This is a genomic window from Roseivivax isoporae LMG 25204, from assembly GCF_000521865.1.
Lineage (GTDB): Bacteria > Pseudomonadota > Alphaproteobacteria > Rhodobacterales > Rhodobacteraceae > Roseivivax > Roseivivax isoporae.
In genome coordinates this window covers 1-17,207 of record NZ_JAME01000038.1, presented here as the reverse complement: position 1 = coordinate 17,207, position 17,207 = coordinate 1, and the positions used below count along the sequence as shown (strand labels likewise).

Sequence of the window (17,207 nt, the reverse complement as noted above, 5' to 3'; positions counted from 1 at the left end):
CGTAGGGTAACGCAAGAGGAGGCGCGCCCCATGTTCGCCATTCCCGGCCAGGCCCCCGTCACCATGACCGACGCGGCGGTTCGCCAGATATCCAGGCTCATGCAGAAGGACGGCCGCTTCGGGCTGAAGATCGGCGTGAAGAAAGGCGGCTGCGCGGGCATGGAATACACCATGGACTACGTGGACGCCGCCGACAGCAACGACGAGGTCGTCGAGCGCGACGGCGCGCGGGTGCTGATCGCGCCCATGGCGCAGATGTTCCTGTTCGGCACCGAGATCGACTACGAGACCTCGCTGCTCGAATCGGGCTTCAAGTTCCGCAACCCGAACGTGGCCGACGCCTGCGGCTGCGGCGAGTCGATCCGCTTCAAGGACGTCGAGTCGCTGAGCGCCGAGCGCGGGGCCTGAACCGCCCGGCCGAGCCTTGACCTCTGCCCGCCCGGCCACATGATGGGCGCGGAACGGACAGAAGGGAAAAGTCATGGCTCGCAAGCTCGCCGCCGGTAACTGGAAGATGAACGGATCGCGGGCGGCGCTCGACGCGCTCGAAGCGCTGGCCGACAGCGCGGGCGGCGCGGCCGAGGTGGCGATCTGTCCCCCCTTCCCCTACATCGCGCTGGCCGCCGACCGGGCCCGCGGCATCGCCATCGGCGGACAGGATTGCCACGCCAAGGAGGCGGGCGCACACACGGGCGACGTGTCCGCACCGATGCTGGCCGACGCGGGCGCGACCCTGGTGATCCTCGGCCATTCCGAACGGCGGCAGGACCACGGCGAGACCGACGCGGACGTCGCGGCCAAGACGCAGGCGGCATGGGCCGCGGGGCTGCGGGTGATCCTCTGCCTCGGCGAGACGCTCGAGGTGCGCGAGGCGGGCCGGACGCTCGACGTGGTGGGCGCGCAGCTCGACGGATCGGTGCCCGAGGGCGCCACGGCCGAGAACCTCGTGATCGCCTACGAGCCGATCTGGGCCATCGGCACCGGCCGCGTGGCCGAGCCCGCGCAGATCGGCGAGGTGCACGACGCGCTGCGCGCCCGGCTGGCGGACCGCTTCGGCGCCGGCGTGGCGGGCGCGATCCCGCTTCTCTACGGCGGCAGCGTCAAGGCGGCGAACGCGGCCGAGATCTTTGCCGTGCCGAACGTCGACGGCGCGCTGGTTGGCGGGGCAAGCCTCAAGCCCGCGGATTTCGCGCCCATCGTGGCGGCGCTGAACGACGCGGGCTGACCGTTCAGCGGTCGTCGATCATCGCCGCGAGGCGCCGGGTCCGGAAGGGCCCGGTGATCTGCGGCGACAGGAGCGAGCGCGGCACGAACCGCGCGGCGTCGGGATTGTCGACCTCGCGCACGTCGAACTGCTTGTAGGCGCCGCAGAGCTCGCGGACCTGGTTCGGGGCCGCGACCACCGTGATCTTCATGGCGCAGATGCGCGAAAGGTCGAAATTCGTGCCGCGCCGCATCTGCGCGCGCCGCGCGAGATCCTCGAAGCTGCCGATGTCGCGCGCCTCGCCCGAGCCGAGCGGGCCCTGCAGCGTCCGCTGGAGGAGATCGTCGAAATCCTCCTTGGAGAATTCCTCGCGGTCGGTCACGAGCGCGCGGCTGTGGCCGTCCTCGGTCTCGAGATCGACGATCACGGCAAGCAGGTAGACGTTCTGCGCGCCCATGTTGGTGATCAGGCAGCGCCCGCGGCGGTCGTCCGCGGCGGCGCGGCTGATGTGCAGCACGGTCCGGTTCTGCCGCGTGAACCCCACCAGGAACACGTTGAGATATATCAGCCAGACTCCCACCATCCCGAGGTTTGCGACGAGCGTCAGGGCGTCGGAATTGGCGGTCATCCAGTCGAACATGCGGCCTCTGTCTTTGGGTTGCGGCGGTACGCGTCCCGAACGTAGCACGATCCGGGCCCGTTCCCCGGATCCACACTTGTCACGTCCGGGAACGCAGGACAGCGCCCCCGAAGCGGGAGCGCCGTCGCCGCGGCCTCGGGCCCCGTCAGCGGATGACGATCTCTGGCCCCATCATCATCGTCGGCAGCCACGTGGACAGGATCGGCACGTAGGTCACGAGGATCAGGAACACGAAGAGCACCGCGAGGAAGGGCAGCGCCGCGCGCACCACCGCCATCATCGACATGCCCGCCACGCCCGAGGTCACGAAGAGGTTGAGGCCCACGGGCGGCGTGATCATCCCGATCTCCATGTTCACCACCATGATGATGCCGAGATGGATCGGGTCGATCCCGAGCTCGATCGCGATGGGGAACACGAGCGGCGCGACGATCACGAGGAGCCCCGAGGGTTCCATGAACTGCCCGCCGATCAGCAGGATCACGTTGACGATCACGAGGAACATGACCGGCCCGAGACCCGCGTCGAGCATGGCCGTGGCGATGCGCTGGGGGATCTGCTCGTCGGTCAGGACGTGCTTGAGGATGAGCGCGTTGGCGATGATGAACATCAGCGTGATGGTCAGCTTGCCCGCCTCGAACATCGTGTCCTTGGTGTCCTTGTGGAAGAACACGGTCACGAGGGCCAGCGGCTTGCGCCAGAGCGGCAGGTTCGGCCGGTCCTCGGCGGTCTTGAGCGGCCCCATGTCCGCGTAGACGAAGTTCGCGATGAGGAAGGCGTAGACGGCGGCGACCGCCGCGGCCTCGGTCGGCGTGAAGATGCCTCCGTAGATGCCGCCGAGGATGATGACGATGAGGAAGAGGCCCCACGCCGCGTCGCGTCCCGACGCCGCGACCTCGCCCCAGCCGCGCCACTCGCCGCGCGGCAGCTTCTTGACGATGGCCATGACGTAGATCGTGACCATCAGCATGACGCCCGCAAGGATGCCGGGGATGACACCCGCGAGGAACATCCGCCCGACCGAGGTGTCGGTTGCGGAGGCATAGACCACCATCACGATCGACGGCGGGATCAGGATGCCGAGTGTGCCTGCGTTGGCGATGACGCCCGCCGCGAAATCCTTGGTGTAGCCCACCTGCCGCATGCCGGCGATGACGATGGAGCCGATGGCGACCACGGTCGCGGGCGAGGAGCCCGACAGCGCCGCGAAGAGCATGCAGGCGAAGACGCCGGCGATGGCGAGCCCGCCCGGGAAATGGCCGACGCAGGCGATGGAGAAGCGGATGATCCGCCGCGCCACGCCGCCCGTCGACATGAAGGCCGAGGCGAGGATGAAGAACGGGATGGCGAGCAGCGTGTAGTGCCCGTCCATCGCCTGGAAGAAGCTCTGCGCGACCGAGGCCAGCGAGGTGTCCGACAGGACCAGCAGGAACAGTGTCGAGGAGAAGCCCAGCGCGACGGCGATGGGCACGCCGATCAGCATGAGGCCGACGGTCAGGAGGAAGAGGATCGCGACTTCCATGGATCAGCCCTCGCGGTTCATGTGGGCGACGTCCTCGACCGCGTCCTCGGCCTCGTGGCTGACGATCATGCTCCGGCTGTGGCCGGTCCAGATGCGCCACGCCGCCTGGCAGAAGCGGAAGAGCAGGAGCGCCACGCCGATCGGCAGGATGGCGTAGGGGATGAAGCGGGGGAGCTTCTCGTAATGCTCGCCCTCGTTCATCAGCGGCTCGATCCAGCGCAGCCATTCGGGGAACGGGATGTCGATGACCTCGTACCAGGCGCGGTAGGAAGTGCGGCCCATCTCCTCGAGGCCGGTGGGGAACCAGCGGCCGGTGGTCTGCGGCAGGTTGGCGAAGTTCGCCCAGTAGTCCCACGCGCCCTTCATCAGGAGCGCCGCGTAGGCGATGCAGATCGCGGCGGCGGCGAGCGCCATGCCGCGCTGCCATGCGGGCGGCAGCGCGCCCGTCACCGCGTCGACGCCCAGATGCGCCGTCACCTTGACGCAGTAGCTGACGCCGAAGAGCACGAGCCAGGCGAACAGGAACGACGTCGCCTCGAGGCCCCAGATGAGGCCGGTGTTGAAGCCGTAGCGCAGGACGACGTTCACGAAGGTGATGAGCGTCATGGCGCCGAGGATCAGCGCGATGCACGTCTCCTCGAATTCGTTCACGAAACGGCCGAGCGCCGAATCGGGCGGGGGGGTCTTTGCCATCGGGAACTCTCGCTGCGCTGGGGCCACGCGCGCGGACCGGCCCGGCCCCCTTGTCCGGGGACCGGGCCGCCCGCGTGGGAGCGGATCAGAAGTTGGCGTTGAGCGCCTGTGCGGCGTCCACGTTTTCCTGGCCCACGTCGTCGATGAACTGGTCCCAGACGGGCAGCATCGCGTCGACCCACATCTGGCGCTGCTCCGTGGTCAGCTCGCGGATCTCGCCGCCGGCATCGAGGATCGCCTGCCGCGCCTGCGCGTCGACCTCGGCCACGGCCGCGTTCCGCTCGGTGGTCACCTCGTTGAGGATCGTGGCGAGCTGGTCGCGCACGCCCGCGTCGAGCCCGTCCCACCAGTCGGTCGAGACCACCACGAGGTAGTCGAGCGCGCCATGGTTGGTTTCGGTCGTGCCGTCCTGCACCTCGAAGAACTTCTGGCCGTAGACGTTCGACCAGGTGTTCTCCTGCCCGTCGACCACGCCGGTCTGCAGCGCGCCGTAGACCTCGGAGAAGGCCATCGGCTGCGGGCTCGCGCCCAGCGCCTCGAACTGCGCCTTGAGCACCTCGGAGGGCTGCACGCGGAACTTCAGGCCCTGCGCGTCGGCGGGTTCGATCAGCGGCTTGTTGGCCGACAGCTGCTTCATCCCGTTGTGCCAGAACTCGAGGCCGAGGACGCCGCGGCGCACCATGGATTCCTTCATCGCCTGCCCCGCCTCGGAGGCCTGGAAGGCGTCGACCGCCTCGATGTTCTTGAACATGAACGGCAGGTCGAAGATGCGGAAGACCTTGGTGAACTGCTCGAACTTCGACAGCGAGGGCGCGGCGAACTGCACGTCGCCCTGCAGCATGGCCTCGAGCACCTGGTCGTCGTCGTAGAGGGTCGAGTTCGGGTAGACCTCCATGCAGGCGGTCCCGTTCATCTCCTCGTTCACGCGGGTCTGCAGCAGCGACGCGGCGATGCCCTTGGGGTGGTTGTCGGCGTTCGTCACGTGGCTGAACTTGATGACGATCTCGCCGTCGTCGCACTGGGCGAGGGCCTGGCCGGCGGACAGGGCGATGGCGGCCGCCGCGGCGGTCGAAAGAAGCGTCTTCATGGAAATCCTCCCGGGTGTGTCGTGCAAATGGCGCGTGCGTGGTCCGTGGCGTCGTGTCCTCCTGACGGACCGCGACGGCAGGAAACTGCCGCTTCGCGCCCGGGGCAAGCCTGCCATGCGCAGGGCGCAAGGCGGGGCTTTTATCCTTTAGATCCAGCGGCTTGCGAACGGACGGCGCGCGGATCGGATGCAGTGCGTGCGGAAAACCGCACGGGTGTTCGCGCCCCCAGTGCGGATTTCCGCACAGGTCGGACCCGAGGGGCCGAATCGGCCGGCCCGGCGATTCGCGGTGGGGTCAGCGGAAATCCTCGGGCCGGAGCCCGTAGCGCGCGAGCTTGTCATAGAAGGTCTTGCGCGGCAGGCGCAGACGGCGCGCGGCCTCGCTCGCCTGTCCCTGCGAGGCCTCGAGCGCCTCGGCCAGCAGCGAGCGCTCCACCTGCGCGAGCCGTTCGGCGAGGCCCACGCCCTCGGCGCGGCGGGTGCCGCTGTCGAGCCGGAGCGCGAAGCGCATCGCCTCGGACATGAGCGCGCGGGCATTGCCGGGCCAGTCCCGCGCCATCAGGCCCGCGATCACGTCGGAGGTGATCTCGGGCGGGGTGAGGCCCGCCTGCTCGCTCGCCTGCGCGACGTAGTGGCGGAAGAGCACGGGGATGTCCTCGGGCCGCTCGGCGAGCGCAGGGATGCGCACCTCCATCACCCCGAGCCGCCAGTAGAGTTCGGCCGAGAGCGTGCCCGCCTCGCGCGCAGGCTCGAGCGGCTCGGTGGTGCCCGCGATCAGCACCGCGCCGCCCGCGTCGAGCGCGTCCACGAGCGCGACCTGGCTGTCGAGCGGCAGGCGCGCGATCTCGTCGAGAAAGAGCGTGCCGCCGGCGCAGGCCTGCCAGAGCCCCGCGAGCGCGTCGCGCGAGAGCCCGTGGGCCGCGCGCTTCTCGAACGGGCGCTTGCCGCGGGCACTCGTCAGGTGGATGACCTCGGCCACCTTTGAGATGCCGGTGCCGGGCGCGCCGGAGACCAGCACCTCTGCCCCGAGCCGGGCGGCCTGGCGGACGGCCGCGCGCAGCCGTTCGGCCGCGTCGGACAGACCGAAGATCATCCGCGCAGCGGGATCGCCGGTCTCGAGCTCGGCCTTGAGGCGACGGTTCTCGAGCACCAGCGTGCGGGTGCGCAGCGCGCGCGTCACCACCGCCACGAGATCGGCGGGCGCGCAGGGTTTCTCGAGGAAGTCGAAGGCGCCCGCGGACATGGCACGCACGGCCATGGGAATGTCGCCCTCGCCCGTCAGCAGGATCACCGGCAGGTCGGGATCGACCCGGCGCGCGAAGTCGAGCAGGTGGAAGCCGTCGCGCCCGGGCATCCGGATGTCGGACAGGATCACGCCGTCGAAGGCGGGCGCGATGTGGTCCTTTGCCTCGACGAAGGACCCCGCGGCGAGCGGGTCGAGATCGGCCAGTTCCAGCGTCTGCGCCAGCGCCTCGCGCACCGCGGCGTCATCGTCGACGAGGAGCACGCGGCGGGTCACGCGAAGGCCTCCGCGCGGTCGAGCTCGACGGTGAAGAGCGCGCCGCCGCCCGGCGCGTTCTCGCCCCGGAGCCGTCCGCCGAAGCCCTGCACGAGCCCGTACGAGATCGAGAGGCCGAGCCCCATGCCCTCGGTCGCGCCGACCTCCTTGGTGGAATAGAACGGGTCGAAGATCCGGTCGGGATCGGAGATGCCGGGGCCGGTGTCGCGCACGGTGAGCGCCACGCGGCCGTCGGTCGCGCCCGGCCCCACGCGGATCGTCACGCGGCGCTCGGGCGCGTCGGCCATGGCATCGAGCGCGTTCGTCAGCAGGTTCACGATCACCTGGCTGAGGCGCACCTCGCCCGCCATGACCACCGTGGGGGTGTCCGGTCGCTGCCAGTCGAGCGTCGCGCCCATGGCGGTCGCACGGTCCTGCACCATCTCGAGCGCGCCCTCGACCACCGCGGCGAGGCCCACCCGGCTGGCGGGCTCGGCTTCCTGCCGGGCGAAGGCGCGCAGGTTGCGGATGATGCGGCCCATGCGGCCCGCCATGTCGGAGATCCGCCCGAGATTCTCGGCCGCCCGGTCGGGACGGCCGCGGTCGAGGAAGGCCTGCCCGTTCTCGGCGAAGGACCGGATCGCCATCAGCGGCTGGTTCAGCTCGTGGCTGATGCCGGCGCTCATCTTGCCGAGGGCGGTCAGCTTTCCGGCCTGCACGAGCTCGGCCTGCGCGCGCTTGAGCGCCGCCTCGGCCTCCTGCCGCTCGGCGACCTCGCGGCGGAGCGCGGCATTCGCCTCGGACAGCGCGCGGGTCCGGGCCGAGACGCGGCCCTCGAGGGCGGCATTGGCCTGCGCGAGCGCGCGGCGGCGTTCGGTGGCGAGGAACAGGAGCGCGCCGAAGAACAGCACGACCGCCGCCACCGCCCCCGCCTGCAGCGCCGCGATGCGCCGCGCCGGCGCCACGTCAACGAGCGCCATGGCGTCGAGCCCGATCACCGGCAGCGCCTCGGTCAGGTAGAGCGCCGCGGGCGGCACGTAAGGCGACCAGTCCTGCCGGCGGATGACGAGGCCCGCGCGGCGCTGCATCGTGGTGCGGTAGACGCGGCCCGCGGGCGAGATCACGTCGTCGCCGTCGCCCTTGCGCCAGCCAAGGAGCTCGCGCCGGTTGGTGGCGACCACGGTGCCGGTGGCGTCGGCAAACCAGACGGTGGGCAGCGAGCCGCGCCAGACCTGTTCGAGCCGGGCGATGTCGGCCGAGACGACGAGCATGCCGTGCACGCGCCCGTCGGGGCCGAATTGCGGCGCGGCGTAGGAGAAGACGCGCGCCCCCCCGGGCCGGGCCGACAGGCGCTGACCCAGCGCGCCGTCGCGCGCGCGCTCGAGATGCGGGCCCGGCGGCAGGGCGCGCGGCGCGCCGGGATGCGCGGCGGCCAGCACCCGCCCCGCGAGATCGACGTAGAGCATCGACAGCGACCCGGTCTTGTCGGCGGCGTCGAGCAGGACCCGGTCCGCCGCCGCGCGCGGACCGCCCGCATGCAGCGCGACGAGCGCGGGATGATCGGCCATCAGCACCGCGACCTCGCGGTAGCGCTGCAGCTGGGTCACCAGCCGGTCGGCGGCGAGCGCGAGGTCCGAGCTGCCGCGCGCGGCGAGCGGGCCCAGCGCCTGGCCGAAGCCGTAGACCCACGTGCCCGCGGCCGCGGCGGCGGTCATGGCGAGGTAGAGCGCCACCAGCGCGGCGCGGGAGGAGGCGAGCCGACCCATGACGGATCTGTTAGCAATTTCGCCCTTGCCAGCGCCAGCGCGAAGCGGTTTCAGGGCCCCGATGCAGACATTCTCCCAAGACCCCCGCGAGCCGAGTTTCGTCCAGGACTCCTACCCGTTCTACGCACGCCTGCGCGGCGCCGGCGACATCGCGATCTGGCAGGACTACGGAATGCCCTGTGCCGCGTCGCACCGGGCGGTCGACGCGCTGTTGCGCGACCGCAGGCTCGGACGCGCGGCGCCGCCGGGGGCCGAGACCGCGTGGCCCGCGCATCTCGCGCCCTTCGCGGCGGTCGAGGAGCACTCGATGCTCGAGCTCGAGCCGCCGCGGCACACGCGGCTGAGGGGGCTCGTGCTGCGCGCCTTCACCTCGCGGCGGATCGCGGGGCTCGGGCCCGAGATCGGGGCGCTGGCGCACGGGCTGATCGACGGGCTGGAACCCGGGGGCGACGACCTGCTGGCGGGCTTCGCCGAGCGGCTGCCGGTGATCGTCATCGCGCGGCTCCTCGGCGTGCCGGAGGAGATGGCGGACGACCTGCTGCGCTGGTCGCACGACATGGTGGCGATGTACCAGGCGGGCCGCACGCGCGCCGTCGAGGACCGCGCGGCGGCGGCGGCGCGCGACTTCGCCGATTTCCTGCGGGGTTACATCGATGCCCGTCGGGCGCAGCCGGCGGACGACCTGCTGACCCACCTGATCGCGGCCGAGGAGGACGGCTCGCGGCTGTCCACGGACGAGCTGATCGCCACCTGCATCCTGCTGCTGAATGCCGGGCACGAGGCGACGGTGCACGCGATCGGCAACGGGGTGAAGGCGCTGCTCGAGCGGGACCTGCGGGTCGACGAGGCGGGCGCGGAGGCGGCCGCGGAAGAGATCCTGCGCTTCGACCCGCCGCTGCACCTGTTCACCCGCTGGGTCTACGAGGACGTGGAGGTGTTCGGTGCGCGCCTGGCGGCGGGGACGCAGGTGGGGCTGCTCCTGGCATCCGCGGGCCGCGACCCGGAATTCTGCACGGCGCCCGACAGGTTCGACCCGGCACGCGCGCCGGGACGGCACGCCGCGTTCGGCGGGGGCGTGCATTTCTGCGTGGGCGCGCCGCTCGCACGGCTCGAGCTGAAGGTGGCGCTGCCCATCCTCTTCGCCCGGCTGCCGCGGCTCAGGCTCGCGGAGGCGCCGCGCTACCGCGACAGCTACCATTTCCGCGGCCTCGAGGCGCTGCCGGTGCGCTGGGACTGACGCGCCTCAGAGCGGCAGGTCGGTCGTCGACTTGATCTCCTCCATCGACAGCAGCGCGGTGACGTTGTGCACCTTCACCTCGGAGATCAGCGCCTGGTAGAAGGCGTCGTAGGCGCGCGCGTTCTGCACGCGGACCTTGAGGATGTAGTCGATGTCGCCCGCGAGGCGGTGCGCCTCCTGAACCTCGGGGCGTTTCTGCAGCGCCTCGAGAAAGCGGCGCTGCCAGTCGGCCTCGTGCTCGGACGTGCGGATCAGCACGAAGAAGCACGCCTCGAAGCCCAGCGCCTCGGGGTCGAGCCGCACGGTCTGCGCGCCGATCACGCCGGCCTCGCGCAGCTTGCGGATGCGGTTCCACACGGGCGTCTTCGACGACCCCACCGCGCGGGCGATCTCGTCCAGCGACTGTCCCGCGTCGCGTTGCAGTTCCGAGAGGATTTTCCGATCCGTCGCGTCGATGCGGACCATCGTTCCGCCAGCCTCCATGCTCACGGACGATCGACCATCGCCCCTCCCCTCCTTAGAACGAATGTCCTTGTTTCGCCACTCCCCTAGCCAGAAACCGGGACAAAATTCTATATCTCCTGCAAGTGACGACGGCCTGGCGGAGGATGCCCCATGCAACATTTTCCGATCTTCGTGGCGCTCGCCGGGCGGCGCGTGGTGCTGTCCGGCGGCGGCGAGGCCGCGCTGGCCAAGCTGCGGCTCCTGCTCAAGACCGAGGCGCACCTGACGGTGTTCGCCGAGGACGCCGCGCCCGAGATCGCCGCGTGGGCGGAGGCCGGGCGCCTGCGGCTCGTGCGCCGCGCCATGGCGCCGGGCGACGCGCTCTGCGCGGTGCTCTTCTATGCCGCGGACGAGGATGCCGCCGAGGACGCGCGCACCTCGGCCATCGCGCGCGCCGACGGCGCGCTCGTCAACGTCGTCGACAACCTGGCGGACAGCCAGTTCATCACCCCCGCCATCGTCGACCGCGACCCGGTCACCGTCGCCATCGGCACCGAGGGCGCGGCCCCGGTCCTCGCCCGCGCGATCAAGGCCGATCTCGAGGCGCGGCTGCCGGCACGGCTGGGCCTCCTGGCCCGGGTGGGCAAGGCGTTCCGCCGCGCGGCCGAGGCGCTGCCCATGGGCCGGCGCCGGCGCGATTTCTGGGCCGACTACTATTTCGCCGAGGGTCCGCGCGCGGCCGACGCGGCCGAGGACGCCGATGCCGAGGCGGCCGCCCAGGCAGCGCTCGAGCGTCTCCTCGCCCGCCACCGGGCGGCCGAGGACGCACCGGGGCACGTGGCCTTCGTCGGCGCGGGACCGGGCGACCCGGAACTTCTGACCCTGAAGGCGCGCCGCGCGCTCGACACCGCGGACGTGGTGATCCACGACCGGCTGGTCGCGCCCGAGATCCTCGAGCTCGCCCGCCGCGAGGCGGTGATGATCGATGCCGGCAAGGAAGGGTTCGGCCCGTCCATGACGCAGGGCGAGATCGACGCGCTGATCGTGAAGCACGCGCAGGAGGGCGCGCAGGTGGTGCGCCTCAAGGGCGGCGACCCCACGGTGTTCGGACGGCTGGACGAGGAGATCGAGGCCTGCGACGCCGCGGGCGTGTCCTGGCATGTGGTGCCCGGCATCACCGCGGCCTCGGCCTCGGTCGCGGCCATCGGGCAGAGCCTGACGCGGCGCGGGCGCAACGCCTCGGTGCGGTTCCTGACCGGGCACGACATGAAGGGCTTCGCCGAGCAGGACTGGCGCGCGCTGGCCGCGCCAGGGGGCGTCGCCGCGATCTACATGGGCAAGCGCGCCGCGCGCTTCATCCAGGGGCGGCTCATCATGCACGGCGCCGACCGCGCGACGCCGGTGACGGTGGTCGAGAACGCGAGCCGGGCCGACCAGCGGGTGCTGGCGACCACGCTCGACGCGCTGCCCGGCGCGATCGCCGAGGCCGGCCTCGCCGGGCCCGCGCTGGTCCTCTACGGGCTCGCGCCGCGGGCGGCCGAGGCGGCCCTGGCCGCACCCCCTTCCCTTGCGCCGGACGCCGCGTCCGGCCGCGCGACACACGCAACGCAGGAGGCGCTCTGATGCCCCGTCCCTTCACCCCCAAGGTCGTCACCGCGAACGCGCTTCTCGAGGGTGACGTCGTCTACCTCGCCGAGGATGGCAGCTGGACGCGCCGGCTGTCCGAGGCCGAGCTTCTGACCGACGAGGCCGACGCGCAGATCCGCCTGATCGAGGCGGAGAAGCGCACGTCCGAGGTCGTGGGCGTCTACCTCGCCGACATGGCGCCCGGCGATGCGGGACCAGAGCCCGTGCATTTCCGCGAGGCGTTCCGCCGCACCGGGCCGTCGAACCGGTTCCACGGCAAGCAGGCCGACGCCTGAGACATCCCACAGAGCGATCAGGGCCGCGCGTCGCGCGCCGGGCCCGAGGAGAGAGCCATGTACCGCTATGACGAGTTCGACGCCGCCTTCGTGGCCGAGCGGAACCGCCAGTTCCGCGCCCAGGTGGAGCGCCGCATCGACGGATCGCTGACCGAGGAGGAGTTCCGGCCGCTCCGGCTGATGAACGGCCTCTACCTGCAGCTCCATGCCTACATGCTGCGGGTGGCGATCCCCTACGGCACGCTCGACAGCGCCAAGATGCGCCAGCTCGCCTATCTCGCCGAGCGCTGGGACAAGGGCTACGGCCACTTCACCACGCGGCAGAACATCCAGTACAACTGGCCCGAACTGCGCGACGTGCCGGACATGCTGGACGCGCTGGCCGAGGTCGGCATGCACGCGATCCAGACCTCGGGCAACACGATCCGCAACGTCACCGCGGACCATTTCGCCGGCGCCGCCGCCGACGAGATCGCGGATCCGCGCCCGGTGGCCGAGCTGATCCGGCAATGGTCGACCGACCACCCGGAATTCCAGTTCCTGCCGCGCAAGTTCAAGATCGCCGTGACCGGCGCGCCCAACGACCGCGCGGTGACGGCGGCGCACGACATCGGCCTGCGCATCGTCCGGAACGACGCGGGCGAGATCGGCTACGCGGTGCTGGTGGGCGGCGGCCTCGGCCGGACGCCGATGATCGGCAAGGTCATCAACGGCTTCGTGTCGCAGGCGGACCTGCTGCCCTATCTCGAGGCCATCGTGTCGGTGTGGAACCTGCTCGGCCGGCGCGACAACAAGTACAAGGCCCGCATCAAGATCACCGTGCACGAGCACGGGATCGACGCGATCCGCGAGATGGTCGAGGCGCGCTTTGCCGAAGTCCGGCCGCAGTTCTCGGGCGTCGACCTCGAGCTCCTGCGCGGGATCGAGGCGCAGTTCGCCGCGCCCGCGTTCCGCAACGCGCCGACCGACGCCTACGACGCCGCGCGCGATGCCGACCCGGTGTTCCGCGCCTGGGCCGACACGAACCTGAGCGCCCACCGCGCGCCGGGCTATGCCATCGTCGAGATCAGCCTCAAGGCGCACGGCGCGACGCCGGGCGACGCCACCGCCGAGCAGATGCGCGTGATGGCGGACCTGGCCGAACGGTTCGGCCACGACGAGCTGCGCATCAGCCACGAGCAGAACGTGGTGCTGCCGCACGTGCACAAGTCCGACCTGCCGGAGCTGCACGCCATCCTGCGCGCGCACGGCCTGGCCACCGCGAATATCGGGCTCGTGTCGGACATCATCGCCTGCCCGGGCATGGATTACTGCGCGCTCGCCACGGCGCGGTCGATCCCCATCGCGCAGGAGATCGCGACGCGCTTCGACGAGCTGAAGATCGAGCACGAGATCGGCGCGCTCAAGATCAAGATCTCGGGCTGCATCAACGCCTGCGGCCATCACCACGTGGGCCATATCGGCATCCTCGGGCTCGACCGCGCGGGCGTCGAGAACTACCAGATCACGCTTGGCGGCGATCACACGCAGGATGCGGCGCTCGGCGAGCGCACCGGCCCCGGCTTCTCGGCCGAGGAGATCGTGCCGGCGATCGAGACCATCGTGACCACCTACCTCTCCGAGCGCGAGGGCCCCGGCGAGACGTTCCTCGAGACCTATCGCCGGGTGGGCATGGGGCCGTTCAAGGCGGCGCTCTACCCCGCCAAGGGCACGTCGAAAGACGAGGCACGGGCAGATGCGGCTTGATCCGATCAGACCCGACCCCGATGCCGGGACCCCGACCCCGGGCCCGGACGGGGACCGGATGGCCGCGCTGCGCGACCGGGTGGCGAAGCTCAACGCGCGCTACCGGCATCACGGCGCGACGGACGTCCTGCGCGGGGCGCTGAACGACCCCGAGGCCGGGCGCATCGCCATGGTCTCGAGCTTCGGCGCGGAATCGGTGGCGCTGCTGCACCTCGTGGCGATGGTCGACCGCCGGACGCCGGTCCTGTTCATCGACACCCGCCTTCTCTTCGCCGAGACGCTGGTCTACCAGGCGGAGGTGGCCGAGCGGCTGGGCCTGCGCGACGTGCGCATCCTGCGCACCGACGAGGAGACGCTCAAGGCGCGCGATCCCTACGGCGCGCTGCGCTTCTCGGACCCGGACGCGTGCTGCGCGCTGCGCAAGACCGTGCCGCTCGAGACCGCGCTCGAGGGGTTCGACGGCTGGATCACGGGGCGCAAGCGTTACCAGTCCGGCCGCCGCGCCGCGCTCGACTTCTTCGAGCTCGAGGAGGCGACGGGCCGGATCAAGGTGAACCCGCTGGCGCACTGGGCGCCAGAGGACGTGCGCGCCTACATGGACGAGAACCGCCTGCCCCGGCATCCTCTGGTGGCGCAGGGCTACCCGTCGATCGGGTGCCAGCCCTGCACCACGAAGGTGGCCGAGGGCGAGGATCCGCGCGCGGGACGCTGGCGCGGGCAGGACAAGGACGAATGCGGCATCCACTTCATCGACGGACGCGCCGCGAGAACGGGAGAACGGGCATGAGCGTGATCGTGACCGACAGGGGCTTCGGCCCCGACGACTGGACGGACGGGTTCGAGGGCGCCGAGGCGCTGGACCTTGCCTCCGACGCCGACCTCGACGCGCCCGAGGTGGCGGACCGGCTCGGGTCGGTCCGCATGGTCCGGGTGGCCTTCCCCTCCTTCTCGGACGGGCGCGGCTTCACGCTGGCGCGGCTCCTGCGTCTGCGCGGCTATCGCGGGCGGCTTCGGGCGCAGGGCCACGTGATCGCCGACCAGTACGCCATGGCGCGGCGCGCGGGTTTCGACGAGGTCGAGATCGCCGACGATCTGGCCGAGCGGCAGCCCGAGGACCAGTGGATGGCCCGCGCCGACTGGCGCGCGCACGACTACCAGGCGCGCATCCGGGGCTGATCCGGGCCCGCGCGGCATCACGTCGCGCTTTCCTGAAACTTGTTTGTATGCTAACAAAATGGCGGCGCCCTTTCAGCGCCCGCGAGGATGTGACATGACAGAGCAGAGACCCGTGACAGACGCGCAGGCGAAACCCGTGAACAAACCGACCCTCCCCGACGCGCAGACCGTGACATCGGTGCGGCACTGGACCGACAGGCTGTTCTCGTTCCGGGTGTCGCGCCCGGCCTCGCTGCGGTTCCGCTCGGGCGAGTTCGTGATGATCGGCCTCATGGGCGATCCCGATCCCGCCACCGGCAAGCAGAAACCGCTGCTGCGCGCCTATTCCATCGCCTCGCCCTCCTGGGACGAGGAGCTCGAGTTCTACTCGATCAAGGTGCAGGACGGCCCGCTGACCTCGAAGCTGCAGCACATCCAGCCCGGCGACGAGATCATCCTGCGGCCGAAGCCGGTGGGCACGCTGGTGCACGACGCGCTGCTGCCGGGCAAGCGGCTCTGGCTCTTCGCCACCGGCACGGGCATCGCGCCCTTCGCGTCGCTGCTGCGCGATCCGCAGACCTACGAGGATTACGACGAGGTCATCCTGACCCACACCTGCCGCGAGGTGGGCGAGCTCGCCTACGGCGCCGAGCTGATCGAGACGATCCGCAACGACGAACTGCTGGCCGAGCTGATCGGGACCGAGAACCTCGCCAAGCTGCGCTATTACCCGACCACGACGCGCGAGCAGAGCCCGACCATGGGCCGCATCACCGATCTCATGCGCTCGGGCAAGGTGTTCGAGGACCTGGGCGTCGAGCCCATGAGCCCCGAGCGCGACCGCGCCATGGTCTGCGGCAACCTCGCCTTCAACCTCGAGATCAAGGAACTGCTCGAGGGCTACGGACTCGAAGAGGGCGCGAATTCCGCGCCGCGCCACTACGTGGTCGAGAAGGCCTTCCTCGACTGACCTCTTTTCGTCGTGGCGCGGGCCGCACGGGACCCGCGCCACGACCTCCGACGACCGGACACGAAAAAGGGCGCCAAGAGCGCCCTTCGTCTTTCCGGAAACGTGTGGTTCCGCGATGGTGGTTCGGCGGCGTTACTTCACCGGGCCGATCATCATGACCATCTGGCGGCCTTCCATCTTCGGCATGTTCTCGACCTTGCCGATTTCCTTCACGTCCTCCGCCACGCGTTCGAGCAGGTCGCGCCCGAGGTTCTGGTGCGCCATCTCGCGGCCGCGGAAGCGGAGCGTCACCTTCACCTTGTCGCCGTGTTCGAGGAACTTCACGACGTTCTTCATCTTCACTTCGTAGTCGTGCGTGTCGGTGTTCGGGCGGAACTTGACTTCCTTGACCTCGATCACCTTCTGCTTCTTGCGCGCCTCGGCCTCGCGTTTCTGCTGCTCGTACTTGAACTTGCCGAAGTCCATGATCTTGCAGACCGGTGGAGTGGCGTTCGGCGAGATCTCGACGAGGTCGAGTCCGGCAGCTTCGGCGAGTTCGAGGCCACGCGCGGGTGTCACCACCCCGACGTTCTCCCCGTCCGGGCCGATCAGACGGATTTCGGCCACGCGGATGCGGTCGTTGACGCGGGGGCCGGTGTCGCGCGTGGGCGGCGCGTTGTGAGGTCTGCGGGCTATGGCAAGGCTCCTGTGATCGTTGAGAGAGTCAGGGGCGCAAGGTAACTTCGCCACTCCCCGGTTTCAAGCGGCAAAACATGGCTCACGACCGCGCGGGGCGCGGTTGTCTGGCGCTCCCGGCACCCCATGTGCACGACCGAGAGGCGCGCGCCGGACGCGCGCCGTGACGGAACACGTGACGGAAGGAATGGTGCGGATGCGGAGTGCGGGTTGGATCGCGGCGGTCATCGTGGTGCTCATCGGGGCGTGGGCGCTGTTCCTGCGCCCGCAGGAGACGGACGAGGCGTTGCCGGCGCCTTCCGCCGAGGACACGGCGCCGGCGGAAGAGGCCGCGGACGACTTGGCGTCCGCCGGGGCCGAGGTCGAGGCGGAAACCGAGGCGGCCGTCGAGGATGCGGAGCTCGCGATCGAGGACGCGGCGGATGACGCGGTCGAGGCCGCCGAGGAGGCGCAGCGCGCGGCCGAGACCGCCGCGACCGGCGCCGCCGACACCCTGAGCGAGGCGGTGTCCTCGGCCGTGGACGCGGCCGGCGAGGCGGCAGAGGGCGCGGAGGAGACCGCGCGCGAGGCGACCCGCGCCGCGGCGGGCGAGGTCGACGCCACGGTGAGCGACGTGGCCCGCGCGGCCGGGGAAGCGGCCCGCGCCGC

The 17,207-nt window shown here is 70.8% G+C and carries 17 protein-coding genes and 1 pseudogene; 10 read left to right on the top strand and 8 right to left on the bottom strand.

Features of this window, described 5'->3' with window-relative positions:
* Positions 1–30 precede the first annotated feature (30 nt).
* The gene (locus RISW2_RS19195; protein ID WP_043774136.1) at positions 31–408 is read left to right on the top strand and encodes a HesB/IscA family protein; all 378 of its coding nucleotides are present in this window, start codon (positions 31–33) and stop codon (positions 406–408) included.
* Between the two features lie 73 nt (positions 409–481).
* On the top strand, positions 482–1,225 hold the full coding sequence (gene tpiA, locus RISW2_RS19190) for a triose-phosphate isomerase (RefSeq protein WP_043774135.1): 744 nt from the start codon (positions 482–484) through the stop codon (positions 1,223–1,225).
* A 4-nt stretch (positions 1,226–1,229) separates the two neighbouring features.
* Here the strand turns inward: tpiA and RISW2_RS19185 are convergent, their stop codons facing one another.
* The 6 genes from RISW2_RS19185 to RISW2_RS19160 all read right to left on the bottom strand — a co-directional run bounded on the left by RISW2_RS19185 (position 1,230) and on the right by RISW2_RS19160 (position 8,410).
* Positions 1,230–1,844: a hypothetical protein gene (locus RISW2_RS19185; RefSeq protein WP_043774134.1), complete on the bottom strand. Its 615-nt coding sequence runs from the start codon at positions 1,842–1,844 to the stop codon at positions 1,230–1,232.
* Positions 1,845–1,989: 145 nt separating this feature from the next.
* Complete coding sequence (locus tag RISW2_RS19180) at positions 1,990–3,366, bottom strand: TRAP transporter large permease (RefSeq protein WP_043774133.1); 1,377 nt, start codon at positions 3,364–3,366, stop codon at positions 1,990–1,992.
* Between the two features lie 3 nt (positions 3,367–3,369).
* The gene (locus tag RISW2_RS19175; RefSeq protein WP_043774132.1) at positions 3,370–4,059 is read right to left on the bottom strand and encodes a TRAP transporter small permease; all 690 of its coding nucleotides are present in this window, start codon (positions 4,057–4,059) and stop codon (positions 3,370–3,372) included.
* A gap of 85 nt (positions 4,060–4,144) precedes the next feature.
* Positions 4,145–5,146 (bottom strand): DctP family TRAP transporter solute-binding subunit, encoded by a 1,002-nt coding sequence (locus RISW2_RS19170; protein WP_043774131.1) that lies wholly within the window; start codon positions 5,144–5,146, stop codon positions 4,145–4,147.
* 295 nt (positions 5,147–5,441) lie between these two features.
* Positions 5,442–6,665, bottom strand: coding sequence for a sigma-54-dependent transcriptional regulator (locus tag RISW2_RS19165; protein ID WP_043774130.1), 1,224 nt, complete (start codon positions 6,663–6,665; stop codon positions 5,442–5,444).
* Positions 6,662–8,410, bottom strand: a complete 1,749-nt coding sequence (locus RISW2_RS19160; protein WP_043774129.1) for a sensor histidine kinase — start codon at positions 8,408–8,410, stop codon at positions 6,662–6,664. The genes RISW2_RS19165 and RISW2_RS19160 overlap by 4 nt, the downstream gene beginning before the upstream one ends.
* 61 nt (positions 8,411–8,471) lie before the next feature.
* On the opposite strand from RISW2_RS19160, the gene RISW2_RS19155 reads away from it, so the two are divergent.
* On the top strand, positions 8,472–9,647 hold the full coding sequence (locus RISW2_RS19155; protein ID WP_043774128.1) for a cytochrome P450: 1,176 nt from the start codon (positions 8,472–8,474) through the stop codon (positions 9,645–9,647).
* A gap of 6 nt (positions 9,648–9,653) precedes the next feature.
* On the opposite strand, the gene RISW2_RS19150 is transcribed toward RISW2_RS19155, so the two are convergent.
* Complete coding sequence (locus RISW2_RS19150; RefSeq protein WP_043774151.1) at positions 9,654–10,112, bottom strand: Lrp/AsnC family transcriptional regulator; 459 nt, start codon at positions 10,110–10,112, stop codon at positions 9,654–9,656.
* A 150-nt stretch (positions 10,113–10,262) separates the two neighbouring features.
* Here RISW2_RS19150 and cysG point away from each other — a divergent pair, with 150 nt between their 5' ends.
* From cysG to RISW2_RS19120, 6 genes are all read left to right on the top strand, one after another.
* The gene (gene cysG / locus RISW2_RS19145; protein WP_043774127.1) at positions 10,263–11,714 is read left to right on the top strand and encodes a siroheme synthase CysG; all 1,452 of its coding nucleotides are present in this window, start codon (positions 10,263–10,265) and stop codon (positions 11,712–11,714) included.
* Positions 11,714–12,013: a DUF2849 domain-containing protein gene (locus RISW2_RS19140; protein WP_043774126.1), complete on the top strand. Its 300-nt coding sequence runs from the start codon at positions 11,714–11,716 to the stop codon at positions 12,011–12,013. The genes cysG and RISW2_RS19140 overlap by 1 nt, the downstream gene beginning before the upstream one ends.
* A 57-nt stretch (positions 12,014–12,070) precedes the next feature.
* Positions 12,071–13,759: a nitrite/sulfite reductase gene (locus RISW2_RS19135; RefSeq protein WP_043774125.1), complete on the top strand. Its 1,689-nt coding sequence runs from the start codon at positions 12,071–12,073 to the stop codon at positions 13,757–13,759.
* A gap of 58 nt (positions 13,760–13,817) precedes the next feature.
* Positions 13,818–14,546, top strand: coding sequence for a phosphoadenylyl-sulfate reductase (locus RISW2_RS19130; protein WP_051492172.1), 729 nt, complete (start codon positions 13,818–13,820; stop codon positions 14,544–14,546).
* Entirely contained in the window at positions 14,543–14,935 is a 393-nt protein-coding gene (locus tag RISW2_RS19125; RefSeq protein WP_043774123.1) for a DUF934 domain-containing protein, read from the top strand. The genes RISW2_RS19130 and RISW2_RS19125 overlap by 4 nt, the downstream gene beginning before the upstream one ends.
* Before the next feature lie 94 nt (positions 14,936–15,029).
* Positions 15,030–15,884 carry a ferredoxin--NADP reductase gene (locus RISW2_RS19120; protein WP_043774122.1) on the top strand — a complete coding sequence of 285 codons (855 nt, stop codon included), beginning with the start codon at positions 15,030–15,032 and terminating at the stop codon, positions 15,882–15,884.
* A 132-nt stretch (positions 15,885–16,016) separates the two neighbouring features.
* On the opposite strand, the gene infC is transcribed toward RISW2_RS19120, so the two are convergent.
* Positions 16,017–16,613, bottom strand: a complete 597-nt coding sequence (gene infC / locus RISW2_RS19115; RefSeq protein ID WP_425277798.1) for a translation initiation factor IF-3 — start codon at positions 16,611–16,613, stop codon at positions 16,017–16,019.
* A gap of 142 nt (positions 16,614–16,755) precedes the next feature.
* Between infC and RISW2_RS23655 the strand changes: the two are divergent.
* Positions 16,756–17,207 (top strand): annotated as a pseudogene (locus tag RISW2_RS23655) (hypothetical protein); the annotation flags it as partial.